12 protein-coding genes are annotated in these 12,623 nt (G+C 60.8%); 11 read left to right on the forward strand and 1 reads right to left on the reverse strand.

Features of this window, described 5'->3' with window-relative positions; translation table 11 throughout:
• The first annotated feature begins 47 nt into the window (after nucleotides 1-47).
• The 11 genes from QK290_RS04130 to QK290_RS04180 all read left to right on the forward strand — a co-directional run bounded on the left by QK290_RS04130 (nucleotide 48) and on the right by QK290_RS04180 (nucleotide 11,559).
• Complete coding sequence (locus QK290_RS04130; RefSeq protein ID WP_282329454.1) at nucleotides 48-1,286, forward strand: bifunctional glycosyltransferase family 2/GtrA family protein; 1,239 nt, start codon at nucleotides 48-50, stop codon at nucleotides 1,284-1,286.
• 116 nt (nucleotides 1,287-1,402) lie between these two features.
• Nucleotides 1,403-3,208 carry a glycosyltransferase family 39 protein gene (locus QK290_RS04135; RefSeq protein ID WP_282329455.1) on the forward strand — a complete coding sequence of 602 codons (1,806 nt, stop codon included), beginning with the start codon at nucleotides 1,403-1,405 and terminating at the stop codon, nucleotides 3,206-3,208.
• 694 nt (nucleotides 3,209-3,902) lie between these two features.
• Nucleotides 3,903-4,094 carry a Flp family type IVb pilin gene (locus tag QK290_RS04140; RefSeq protein WP_282329456.1) on the forward strand — a complete coding sequence of 64 codons (192 nt, stop codon included), beginning with the start codon at nucleotides 3,903-3,905 and terminating at the stop codon, nucleotides 4,092-4,094.
• 134 nt (nucleotides 4,095-4,228) lie between these two features.
• Complete coding sequence (locus tag QK290_RS04145; protein ID WP_282329457.1) at nucleotides 4,229-4,600, forward strand: TadE/TadG family type IV pilus assembly protein; 372 nt, start codon at nucleotides 4,229-4,231, stop codon at nucleotides 4,598-4,600.
• Nucleotides 4,588-5,613, forward strand: a complete 1,026-nt coding sequence (locus tag QK290_RS04150) for a pilus assembly protein TadG-related protein (protein WP_282329458.1) — start codon at nucleotides 4,588-4,590, stop codon at nucleotides 5,611-5,613. Before QK290_RS04145 ends, QK290_RS04150 begins: the two co-directional genes overlap by 13 nt.
• A gap of 42 nt (nucleotides 5,614-5,655) precedes the next feature.
• Complete coding sequence (locus QK290_RS04155) at nucleotides 5,656-6,426, forward strand: RcpC/CpaB family pilus assembly protein (protein WP_282329459.1); 771 nt, start codon at nucleotides 5,656-5,658, stop codon at nucleotides 6,424-6,426.
• The gene (locus QK290_RS04160) at nucleotides 6,423-7,619 is read left to right on the forward strand and encodes an AAA family ATPase (protein WP_282329460.1); all 1,197 of its coding nucleotides are present in this window, start codon (nucleotides 6,423-6,425) and stop codon (nucleotides 7,617-7,619) included. Before QK290_RS04155 ends, QK290_RS04160 begins: the two co-directional genes overlap by 4 nt.
• The gene (locus QK290_RS04165; RefSeq protein WP_282329461.1) at nucleotides 7,619-9,166 is read left to right on the forward strand and encodes a CpaF family protein; all 1,548 of its coding nucleotides are present in this window, start codon (nucleotides 7,619-7,621) and stop codon (nucleotides 9,164-9,166) included. Before QK290_RS04160 ends, QK290_RS04165 begins: the two co-directional genes overlap by 1 nt.
• Nucleotides 9,167-9,172: 6 nt before the next feature.
• Nucleotides 9,173-10,105 carry a type II secretion system F family protein gene (locus QK290_RS04170; RefSeq protein WP_282329462.1) on the forward strand — a complete coding sequence of 311 codons (933 nt, stop codon included), beginning with the start codon at nucleotides 9,173-9,175 and terminating at the stop codon, nucleotides 10,103-10,105.
• Between the two features lie 7 nt (nucleotides 10,106-10,112).
• Entirely contained in the window at nucleotides 10,113-10,997 is an 885-nt protein-coding gene (locus QK290_RS04175; protein ID WP_282329463.1) for a type II secretion system F family protein, read from the forward strand.
• Nucleotides 10,998-11,094: 97 nt separating this feature from the next.
• Nucleotides 11,095-11,559, forward strand: coding sequence for an Hpt domain-containing protein (locus QK290_RS04180; protein WP_282329464.1), 465 nt, complete (start codon nucleotides 11,095-11,097; stop codon nucleotides 11,557-11,559).
• Nucleotides 11,560-11,579: 20 nt separating this feature from the next.
• Here the strand turns inward: QK290_RS04180 and QK290_RS04185 are convergent, their stop codons facing one another.
• Entirely contained in the window at nucleotides 11,580-12,368 is a 789-nt protein-coding gene (locus QK290_RS04185) for a response regulator transcription factor (RefSeq protein WP_282329465.1), read from the reverse strand.
• Nucleotides 12,369-12,623: the final 255 nt, after the last annotated feature.

The raw sequence follows: 12,623 nt of genomic DNA on the forward strand, positions 1-12,623 counted from the left end.
GACATTCTGCCCACAAGTCCTCCCTGCGCGCCTATAGCATACATAGCATGAAACTTAGCCACGGGGGCCTGGCGCTTGAAATTGTTGTACCGGTTTTCAATGAGGAATCGGTACTCGAAAAGAGCATCATCGAGCTCGCAAGTTACTTACAACTTGAAATGTCAATGACGTGGCAGATTACCATCGCTGACAACGCCAGCACTGACAGAACACCCATTATTGCTGCCAACCTTGCCGACCGTATGCCAAACGTTGCTTATCGGCGCCTCGAGGTTAAGGGACGCGGATGGGCCCTTCGGGATGCTTGGAGTTCCTCCAAGGCCACGGTCCTGGCGTATTTGGATGTGGACCTCTCCACTGATCTCGCGGCCCTGCCGCCGTTGGTGGCACCGCTGCTGTCCGGCCATTCCGATATCTCCATCGGCACGAGGCTTGGCCAGAGCTCCCGCGTGAGCCGAGGCCCGAAGCGCGAATTCATTTCGCGCTCATACAACTTTCTGCTAAAACGAACCATGCAGGTGCGTTTCTCCGACGCTCAGTGCGGTTTCAAGGCCATCCGTGCCGACGTCGCCAAAACGCTCCTTCCCCACGTCGAAGACAACGGCTGGTTCTTTGACACCGAACTCCTAATCATTGCGGAGCGGTCCGGCCTACGAATTCACGAGATTCCCGTGGACTGGGTGGACGACCCGGACAGTCGGGTGGACATCAAGCAGACTGCAATCGACGACATTCGCGGACTGGTCCGCGTTGCTGGCTCCTTGGTGAAGGGTGTGATTCCCGTCCAAGCAATTTATGCAGAGCTCGGGCGGCGCCCGATAGTTCCGCAGTGGCGCCCCAGCTTTTTTGGTCAGGTTATTCGGTTCGGGGTGGTCGGGGCCGTATCAACATTGGCATTCGCTTTGCTCTTTGTGCTGTTTCAGGAGCCTTTTGGGGCACAGGAGGCCAATTTTCTAGCCCTCCTCCTGACGGCGATCGGAAATACAGCCGCTAATCGCCGTTTCACGTTCGGCATCAACGGCCCGGATAGGCTCTTCACGCAGCAGTTCCAGGGGCTTGTTGTCTTCACAATGGCCTGGTCAATCACATCATCATCACTCTTGGTATTGCATGCTGCTACACCGAATTCGTCATCTACTATGGAGCTTGTGACTCTGACAGGCGCCAATATCCTCGCGACACTAATGCGCTTCGTCCTGCTGCGCGTCTGGGTATTCCGTGTTCGCAGAGCCGACGGAGCTGCCCGTCTGATGACCTCAAGCCTTAAAACGGCTCGGGTAGCTTGAAGCCCTCCGCCCCGAGCCCGATCACCCCCCCTGAGGTTCCATCAGAAGTACTTCAGACGCCCGCCCTCCCCGCTACGCCGCGCCCGCAGTCCCCGCCCCGGCGGAGGGAAAACCAGATGTTATGGGTACTCTTAGCCCTGACCGGTCTCCTCTATCTTTGGGGCCTTGATCGAAATGGATGGGCTAACTCCTATTATTCTGCAGCAGCCATGGCAGGCTCGCAGGATTGGACAGCATTCTTCTTTTCGTCCTCCGATCCAGGCAACGCCATTAGTGTCGACAAGCCTCCGCTGAGCCTCTGGGTAATGTCGGCTTCCGTCGGGGCCTTTGGTCTGAGTCCCTGGAGCATCTTGGTGCCACAGGCGCTGATGGGCGTTGCCAGTGTCTACCTGCTTTACCGCATGGTCCGCACTTATATCGGTAGCGCCGCGGGGCTTCTCGCAGCGACGTTTTTCGCCGTAACGCCGGTTGCAGTGGTGATGTTCCGCTATAACAATCCGGATGCGTTGCTTACCCTGCTGATGATCGGCATAGCCTATGCTGCGTTGGAGTCCATCCGCCGCAACAGGGTTCGGTGGCTGATTTTGGCCGGTGCGCTCACGGGCGCTGCTCTGCTGACCAAGCAGCTGCAAATAGCACTGGTACTGCCTGCCGTTGCTGCGGCCTATCTCATGTTTGCCGCGGCGCCATTATTAAAGCGCGTTCTGCATCTCGCCACAGCCCTTGTAGCAGCCGCGATTACGGGCGGTTGGTGGTTTGTCCTGGTCCAATTGGTCCCGGCTGCCAACCGGCCCTTCGTCGGAGGATCCCGTTTTAACAGCGCCGTGGAATTGAGCTTGGGCTACAACGGCCTGGACCGCCTTAGCGGTGAGGACGCCAGTCGGACGATGTCTCCCAGCACAGCGAGCCTGGCGGAAAAACTGGATCCAGGATTTCAGCGTTTCCTGCAACCGCAATTCTCTGGCCAATTCGGATGGTTCCTGCCTCTGGCTGTAGCAGGCCTGTGCCTTGCGATCTGGCACATCACACGGCAAAGCGGTAGCAGGCGGTATCGCGCGTTCCTCAGTCTTTGTAGTGTGTGGTTTCTCTGCTCCTCAACTGTGCTGGCCTTCATGTCCGGGATTGTCCATCCTTATTACTCTCTAACTGCTGTACCGCCGCTATCCTGCCTCGCAGCGACCGGTCTGTTGCACTTGTACCGGCTTCGTCATCGGCGAAACATACGTGGGGTGCTCGCTGGAACGCTCCTGGCGACCATGGTTCTGGCCTTTGTCTCGGCGAGTCGCTCAACCGCTGATTTCCCCCTTGGTCCCTTGGCGGCATTGTTGGTCTGGTCAGTCGCCATCGCCGTTCTGGCGGTCCCACCTCCGTTTCCAGCACTCCGGAACGTGCCAAGGGGACTTTTGGCTGTGGCGCTAATGGCCGGTCCTTTCGTCTGGTCCGTTAATACAGTTCTGAGTCCCCACGAGGGTGCAGGCGTCGTGGCTGGTCCCAGTATTCTCGGCCTCCGCACGGACCATCCCGACCGTCAGCAGATGGGTTCCAATGTGCCGCCCAGTTTTGTGGCGGTGATGTTCGGCAATCTACCGGAATCCGGCATCGTTTCGCGGCTCCGTTCCACTCCAGCCAGTAGCACATGGGCGGCGGCCATGGTGGGCTCGGAGACAGCGGCCAACTATCAGCTGGCGAGCAAACGCTCGGTGCTGCCGCTGGGCGGTTTTGACGGCACTGATCCCTTCCCGACCTTGGAGCAGTTTCAGCGTATGGTCGCCGGCCAGCAGGTGGCCTCAATAGTCATTCAGGACCTGCCCCCGCTGACCCTTGAGGGGCGCGGGGAGTCCGCAAGAATCGTCGAATGGGTAAGAGACCACTATCGGGCCGAACAAATCGGCAGCGCCCAGTACTACAGCACGCTGCCGTAGGAGCGCCGAAATTGTTGTGGGCGGCAAAGACGAATCAAAAACGGGCAACCGCGGTCGCTCTCTGGCCGGTATGGTTTGATGCCGTTCCCTTCCCTGGCTTCACGGTTGGTGGTGAACCCGGGGTTCGTGTCCTAGCAAAGTAGGGACCCGTGACCCTGCTGGGATGGATGTGTCTAAGCATTCATCATCAGTCAGGAACCACGAGCCTAGATCCAGCCTAGCCAGTCGTGCCCGGATGCGGCCACGACAATCTTCAATCTGCCCGATTACCAGGTGCTTTCCGCCATCAATGACGACGCCGCCGGCATCCGTGTTGTCACGGTCGCCGCGGACTTCCCACAGGGTTGCCCCGACTGCGGCGTGATCAGCACCCGCGTTCATTGCCGCCGCCCCCAACGCCTGCGCGATATCCCTGTCGCCGGCCCGATCGAAGTGGTTGAGCTGCGCGGGCATCTTGATTCCTCGGGGAGCCCATTCCCTTCGAAGCAGCCATACTTGGGGCCGGCTTCGCCTTCGAGGCCTGCAGGCTTTTCCAGTTTCGCAGGGTTTTCCAAGTAAATGCGCAGGAAAGGAATACGTTGAAAAGCCTTTGCGCAGGATCTTGCAAGACTCGGTCAACACCGCGTCAAGCCTTGCTAGCTTCGTCTTAGAGCTGGTGCAGGGCCAGCCAAACCCACTCGCTCAGGAGTTCATAATGCTTTCTCTCATAGCCACCCTTCAGACCATCGGCTTCAACCTCAAGAGCCGCCTCCACGACGAAAAGGGCGCAACAGCTGTCGAATACGGCATCATGGTCGGCCTCATCGCCGTCGTCATCATCGTCGCTGTGAGCACCTTGGGCGGCCAGCTCAACACGCTGTTTACAGATGTGACTGCCAAGCTCTAAGGCACGGCCCGCATGCAAGACCTGGCGGCCTAACACTGTCCAGCTGTTGTGCGGTGCAGGAGGCGTACCTGCACCGCCCAACGTGTTTCCAACTGCGCCGACGCGAAGAACCAGTCAACCAAAAGGTGCACCGAATGCAGAACAACGAACGCGGGGCGGCCGCCGTCGAGTTCGCGATCCTGGCGCCCGTCCTTGTCATGCTCCTCTTGGGCATTATGGAATTCAGTCGGGCGTACAACGCGCAGGCATCACTCTCAGCTGCCGCCCGTGAAGGGGTCCGGGTCATGGCCATCTCCAGCAGCGAAACGGCAGCCCGCACTGCGGCCAAGAACGCGGCGGTGTCCCTGAACCCTGCGTTGACCGACGCCAACATCATTTTCGGCAGCACGAAATGCACCCCCAACGCCCAGATGACTATCACCATCACATACAACCTATCCACCATGACAGGCATTGCAGGCCCGTTCGCCATGACGGGCAAAGGGGCCATGTTATGCGGCGGCTGACACGCAGAAAGCACGACGGCGAGCGCGGCGCCGTTAGTGTAATCGTCGCCCTGATGCTGGTCGCGTTTCTGGGCTTCGGAGCAATGGCTGTGGACGTGAGCATGCTCTACTCGGAACGCACGCAGTTGCGGAACGGAGCCGACGCCGCAGCACTTGCCATCGCACAAAAGTGTGCCAAGAGCGCCACAGATCCGGACTGCGTGTCCACGTCCTCCCTGGCGCCGAGTCTTGCCAATAGCAACGCCAATGACGGTCTCAGCAACATCAAGTCCGTGGCGCTGGACAAGACCGCCCGCACCGTCACGGTCACGGTCGGCTCCCAAGAAGCAGGGCACACACCCAACCAAGTATCCCTGTTCTTCGCCCACGTCTTCGGCCTCAAGACCACCGAGGTCAACGCCCCGGCAACCGTCAAATGGGGTAGCCCGGTGAAGGGCACCACGCCGTTTCCCATCACAGTTTCCATCTGCCAGGTGCGCGGCAACACGGATGTTATGCAGCTCCTCCAACTGCACGGGAAAAACGCGAACGCCGACTGCAATTACGGTCCGTCGGGCGCCGCGGTGGAGGGCGGCTTCGGCGGCCTTAAACAGGATGCGGGACAGTGCGGGGCGTTCATCGACATCGCAACGAGCACGGCCGGTGGAGATACCGGTAACAATGCGCCGCCAAATTGCGAGGCCACGCTAAATGGCTGGGCGGCAGACATGAATGCAGGCAAAGACGTAATCGTGTTGCTGCCCATCTTTAATGCCGTCACCGGAACCGGAACCGGCGCTGTCTACGGACTGACAACGTTCGCCGCGTTCAAGGTTGCCGGGTGGAAGGTTGGCAATACAGGACTTCCCTACACCTTCCGCAACAGAACACCGGACGTACCGGCAGGTCTAGAATGCCGGGAACCATGCCGCGGAATCATCGGCACATTCGTCAAATACGTTTCCCTGGCAAACGGCTATACCTTGGGGCCAGTAAACCCCGACGGCGCGACCGTTGTCGCGCTTAGCAGTTAGACCGAATAGCACCATGATTTTTCAAAAAACCAGGAGCAGTCAGTGAAATCACGTTTGTTGGCAGGAGTGATAGCGGTCCTGCTGGCCATCGTCGGGGCGGTGATCGTTGTCACCTACGCCCAGGGCGCGGACCAGCGGGCCGTTCGGAACCTTGATCCTGTAGGCGTCCTGGTGGTCACCAAGGCCGTGCCGGCTGGCTCTTCGGCAGATACGCTAAAGGCGGCAGTCACCCTCCAGCAACTGCCGGGCACCGCCGTCGCAAAAACCGCCCTGAACACCCTGGACGGAGCGGCTGGAAAAGTAACTGCCGCAGACCTGGTCCCCGGCGAGCAGTTGCTGGCCGAACGCCTTGTCTCCCCGGAGGAGCTGAAGTCTTCCGGCTCTGTGCCGGTGCCGGCAGGCCTGCAGGAAGTCTCCTTCCAGCTGGAGCCGCAGCGCGTCGTCGGCGGCCGCGTGACGCCCGGCGACCATGTTGGCATCTTCATCTCGATGCCCAGTGGTGGCGTTGAGGCGAAGTCCGATAAGGAAACCGTCCAGCTCTCGATCCACAAGGCTCTTGTGACCGCCGTCCAGCGAGCGCCGGAAGGAGCGGCCGCCAAGCCGGCGCCCACGGCGACCGGTGAAGCGCAGCCCGATCCCCGTGACGTGAACCTACCCACCGGACTGCTGATGGTCACAGTTGCGGTTGACGACATCAACGCCAACAAGATCGTCTTCGCCGCCGAGTACGCTTCCATTTGGCTCAGCAGGGAACCCCTTGATGCCACCGACACCGGGCCGCGCATCATGCTGAAGTCGGACCTCTACAAATGAGCCGCTTCGTCCTCATCACACCCGACGTCGACTTCGACTCCCGTATCCGCGAAGCGGTGGCTGGCGGCCTACACGGCGGCGTGCAAACCTTCGCCACGAGTTCGCTCCCCCCTGACCCGCACCAGCTCTTCGCGAGCCTGGACCAGGAGCAGCCGGAGGTCCTGATCCTGGGACCCGAGGTTCCTTTGGACGAGGCACTACGTTTCGCTACTGTCCTGAACGTCAGCTTCCCGGAGCTCGCCGTGATTGTGGTCGCCGAACCCGAACCCGAATTCCTCCTGCATGCCATGCGGGCAGGCATCACCGACATCGCCGCCCCCGATTCGGACGCCGCCCAGCTGCGTGTCCTCTTGGAGCGCGCCAGCCAGTCCTACGCCAGCCGCCACCGCACCCTCGCACCCCAGCAGGTCGCTGAGAGCAACAAGGGCCTGGTCATCGGCGTCTTCTCGCCCAAGGGCGGCGTAGGCAAAACCACCATCGCCACCAACATCGCCATCGGACTGGGGAAAATCGCCCCCATGAGCGTCGTCATCGTGGACCTCGACCTCCAGTTCGGTGACGTCGCTTCAGGGCTCTACCTGGACCCTGAGCACACTGTCACGGACGCGGTCTCCCCCGCCGCCAGCCAGGACTCCCTGGTCCTCAAGGCCTTCCTCACGGTGCATCCAGGCAGCATCTATGCCCTTTGCGCTCCCCCCACGCCCGTCGATGCGGACGAGATCACCTCCGACCAAATCACCCGGCTGATCGAACAGCTGTCAGAGCAGTTCCAGTATGTCGTGGTGGATACCGCGCCAGGGCTGCCCGAGATTGGGCTGGCGGCCATGGAAAAGTGCACCGATGTGGTCTGGGTAAGCGGCATGGACATCCCCAGCGTGCGGGGCCTGCGTTCAGGCCTTGAGGTCCTGCGCCAGCTGGACATCGTTCCCGAGACCCGTCACGTGGTGTTGAACATGGCTGACTCCAAGAATGGCCTTACCGTCCAGGACCTCGAATCGACTATCGGGGCGCCGATTGATGTGAGCATCCCGCGCTCCAGGGCGGTGGCCCTCTCCACAAACCGCGGAATCCCGGTACTCCAGGAGCCGGTGAAGGACCCTGCGATCAAAGGGCTCAACCAACTCGTGGAGCGCTTCAATCCTGCGTGGCGGGCAAAATCCCAGCGCAAACTGCACCGAAGGGTAGTTGTCTAATGAAACTTTCAGAGCGCATCACCGCCGCCCAGGCCAAGTCCCGGCCAACTGCCCAGTCTTCTTCCGTGAAGGCCTCAGCTCCTACCCTCGATATCCCGCGGCCGGAGGTACAGTCCCAGCGCGTGCAGTGGTCGGACCAGACCCCGCAAAAACGGACGACGCCGGCACCGCCTGCCGCCGTTGTCGTCCCCCCGCACACACAGCCCGAGGAGACAAAGCCAAAACCCCAGAAGCCCGTCGATGTTTTCGCGGCCCTGAAGGAACGGGCAGCGACGGCACTGTTTGAACACATGGGCGCCCGGTTCAACGACTCCGCCATCACGGAGCATGAGCTGAAATCCTCTGCCCGCGATGAGCTCACGCGGATCATCGACGCAGAGCAGGTGCCGCTCTCCGCTGAAGAGCGAACACGGTTAGTCCAGGACGTAGCCGATGATGTTCTTGGCTTCGGCCCGCTTCAGCGGCTGCTGGATGATCCCGCTGTTACCGAAATCATGGTCAACCGGATGGACCAGATCTACGTGGAGCGTAAAGGGCACCTCACCCTGGCGGATTCCCGGTTCAGCTCCGAGGAGCACCTGCGCAAGGTCATCGAACGCATCGTGTCCAAGGTGGGCCGGCGCATTGATGAGTCCTCTCCCCTGGTGGATGCCCGGCTGGAAGACGGCTCCCGTGTCAATGCGGTGATCCCTCCCCTGGCGGTTGGCGGCTCATCGTTAACCATCCGTAAGTTCAGCAAGGTACCCCTCACCGTCCGCAACCTCATCGATTTCGGCACACTCACTCCCGAGATGGCAGAACTGCTGAACGCGTGCGTCAAAGCCAAGCTCAACATCATCGTGTCCGGCGGAACGGGCACCGGCAAAACAACGCTCCTGAACGTGCTGTCCTCATTCCTCCCGGCAAACGAGAGGATTGTGACAATCGAGGACGCCGTGGAACTCCAGATCCAGCAGGACCATGTGGTCCGGTTGGAAAGCCGCCCGCCCAATACTGAGGGTAAAGGCGAAGTGACCATCCGCGAGCTCCTCCGGAACTCCCTGCGTATGCGCCCTGACCGCATTGTGGTGGGCGAGGTCCGTGGCGGCGAATCCCTGGACATGCTGCAGGCGATGAACACTGGCCACGACGGATCACTTTCCACTGTGCACTCCAACTCGCCCCGCGACGCCGTCGCACGCCTAGAGACTCTTGTCCTCATGGCGGGCATGGATCTGCCGCTGCGCGCCATCCGCGAGCAGATCGCTTCCGCCGTGAACCTCATTGTCCAGATCTCGCGCTTGCGCGATGGCTCGCGCCGCATCACTCACGTGACTGAGGTGCAGGGCATGGAAGGGGACATTGTGACCCTTCAGGATGCGTTTGTGTTCGACTATTCCGCCGGTGTTGACCAGCACGGGCGCTTCCTGGGCAAGCCCGTGGCAACTGGCATTCGGCCGCGCTTTATCGACCGTTTTGAGGACCTCGGAATCCACGTGTCGCCGTCGGTGTTCGCCACTCCGACGGGCCCGGCTGGCGCGAACCCAGCCGGCAACGGAAAGGCTTAGGACCGCATGTTGATCATCATTGGAGCAGCCCTCCTTTTCCTCGCCCCCATCATGGTGGGTGTGGCGCTGGTGCTGCCGCATACCCCCGAGATCGCCGTAGACAGGCGCCGGCCCTTTCAGGCGGATCCGCCGTCGAACCTTACCCGGCTAGCTGACGCGACGGTGGGAGGCCTGGGCCGGTTCCTTGGAAGCAGGAACGTCCGGCTCTACAACCGCGAGGCTCTGGAAAATGCAGGGCTCCGGCTGAGCCAGACTGAGTACATGGTGCTGGTCATTGCCGGTGCCATTGTGGGAGCACTCGTGGGAATGGTGATCGGCCTACCAGTCATCTCCGTCCTGCTGGTTATCCTGGCGCCGTTCGCAGGGCACCTTGTACTTGGATTCCTGGCCGGGAAACGGCGGGCTAAGTTTGACACCCAGCTTGGTGACACCCTGCAACTGCTTTCCGGCGGGCTTCGCGCAGGACACAGCATACTGCGCGCCATCGACGCCGCGGCGACCGAGTCACAAAGCCCAACGTCAGAAGAGATGCGCCGCGTCGTCACCGAGACCAGTCTGGGCCGCGATCTGCTGGCGTCCCTCACTGACACTTCCGAACGCATGCGAAACGAGGATTTCGTGTGGATCGCGCAGGCCATCCAGATCAACCGCGAGGTAGGCGGCAACCTGGCGGAGGTCCTGGATCAGGTGAACGAAACCATCCGCGAGCGCAGCGAGATTAAGGGGCACATCAAGTCGCTCGCCGCCGAAGGGAAGTTCTCGGCCTACATTCTCATTGCGATGCCCTTCGGCATTGTGCTGATGCTCATGACAGTCAACCCGGGCTACATGAATTCGATGTTCACGCACCCGCTCGGCTGGGCCATGATCGGTGCGTCCGTAGTGCTCATGACGATCGGCAGCCTGTGGATGCGCAAGATCATTGATCTGAAGTTCTGAGGCAACGATGAGCCCGCTGATTCTTTCCTCGCTCCTGCTGGTTTCCGTACCCATCGGTTACCTGACCTGGTCCATCCTCTCCGTTGACAGGAAGGCTCGGACCGCCACCGTAGCCATCCTTACCCGAGGCCACCGAGCTCCTGAGACGGTCGAGAAGAAGGATGCCGGCATTGTGGCCGGGATCGGTTATCGCCTGACTCCCCCTGCCTATGTCCGCAAGCTCGACCGCCTACTGTCACTTGCCGGCAGGCCGGTATCGATGCCACTGGAAAAGGTCCTCGGCGCCAAGATCGCCCTCGGCGTAGCGGGCGCATCCCTAGGCCTCTACCTGAGCGCCGTCGGCACCACGCCCGTCATGAAGCTCGCCGGGATCTTCCTGCTGTTCCTCGGCTACTTCATCCCGGACCTGATGCTGTACAGCAAAGGCCTGGAGCGGCAGAAGGCCATGCAGCTGGAACTGGCCAACACCCTGGACCAGATGCTGATCTCTGTGGAGGCGGGCCTTGGCTTCGAAGGGGCGATGGCCCGGGCCGGCGAAAACGGCAAGGGCCCGCTGGCCGAAGAGCTGGTCCGCACGCTGCAGGACATGCAGGTGGGCCGCAGCCGCCGTGAGTCCTACCAGGCGCTCGCGGAGCGGACCAGCATCCCGGAACTGCGAAGCTTCGTCCAGGCGGTGGTGCAGGCCGATACGTACGGCATCGCCATCAGCCGGGTGCTGCGGATCCAGGCCAAGGTCATGCGCGTCAAACGCCGTCAGCGCGCCGAGGAAAAGGCCATGAAACTCCCCGTGATGATCCTTTTCCCTCTGCTCTTCTTTATCTTTCCCGTGCTCTTCATTGCAATTCTCGGTCCTGCTGTTATCAACACGGTTGTCACGTTCAGCGGCCAGTAATTCAGCTGCGACACCCCGTTCCTCAAGCACCCGCAAGGTTTCCACAGGATCGGCTTAAGTCAGGCCCCATCGAGAAATCAGGAAGTAGCCTTGAAACATGTACATTTCAGATCCGGGCCCCACCAGCAAGGGTGTCCCGCCGGACGCCACGCTGGCCGGTCCCGGGTCTGCCACCGGCCTTGCGGTGACTCACGAAACACCCGAGACCTTGCCTCTCGTTGACACAGGCGTCCTCGCCGAACTGGAGGAAGAGCTGGACGGATCGGAGCTTGCGCTCCGCTTCGCACGCGATTACGCGGCGATGTGGGACCAACGGTGTGCAAAACTGGCAGCGGCCGTGCAGAACCAGGACATGGACGCCGCACTGGACGCGGTCATCAGTCTGAAGATCACTTCAGCCATGGTGGGCGGACTGCGGCTGGCACGCCTCGCCGAACTCCTGGAAGGTGTTATCCGCCAAGGCAACTTTGGCCAGGGAGAGATCATCATGAAGCGCGTTGCCGAAGACGGCAACCAGACGGTTTCAGAACTCCAGTCCAGCTACATCCTCAAGAACGATTAGTGGCCCGCCGCCAACATCCATTAAATCTGCTGGTCGGCCCGCTTCGGCGCCAACCGGTACCCCACTCCGCGGACAGTCTGTAGCCACCGTGGAGACTGTGGGTCTTCCTGCAGCTTGCGGCGAAGGTTTCCGATGTGGACCTCCACAGCCCGCTCGTCGGCGTCACTGATATAGGCATCTGCTTCGTAGAGGTCCCCTCGGACAGCACGTACCAGGTGGGATCTGGTACAAACCGCACCCGATCCCTTCAACAGCGTGTGGAGCAGGTCAAACTCACTGCGGGTGAGACCCAGGTTTTCGCCGTCCATATGGACTGTGCGGGTCCGAGGATTCAATGCGAGTCCGTTGTGGCGTAACACACCGGTCTCAGCCAGCTGCGCTGGTTCAGCCGGCGGTGCCGGCCACGCGGCAGGCGCTGGCTGTTCGAGACCGATGTCAGGCCGGGGTCTACGCAGCATCGCAGCAACCCTTGCGCGGAGCTCACGCGGCCGGAAAGGCTTGGCAATGTAATCATCTGCCCCGGCGTTCAACGCGGACAGCAGGTCCGGCTCGTCTGTCCGGCCTGTCAGCATCACCACGTAGGCGTTACTGAAACCGCGGATCCGCCTCAGCACCTCGAGCCCGTCGATGTCCGGAAGGCCGATATCAAGCGTCACCACATTGGCCTGCCGGTGGCGCACTACTTCAACGCCTTCCCTTCCGTCCGCAGCGGTGTGGACCTCGAAACCCGCCTGGGACAGGACACCTTCGAGAAGGTTTCTCACATCCACGTCGTCTTCGATTACTACTGCTACCCCAAGATCATCCATTACTGTCCCCGTTGCCAGGTGGAAGAGAGCTCATTAGCCCAGCGCCAATTTTCTCTTCCACTCCAACTCTCTCTACGGTACAAGTATGAACGGCGGATGACACTCCTCTTCACGTTTCATTCTGAAAAGTCAATTATCATGACAGCACATACGCATTAGGATTCAGAGGGTGTAGTGCTTCACCTGATGAGCATTTGGGCGCGTGAATTGGTTGGGGACGGAATTGGAATTGGGGGCCGTCAAGAAAGTTGGAGA

It is taken from the genome of Pseudarthrobacter sp. AL07 (assembly GCF_029960665.1).
GTDB lineage: Bacteria > Actinomycetota > Actinomycetes > Actinomycetales > Micrococcaceae > Arthrobacter.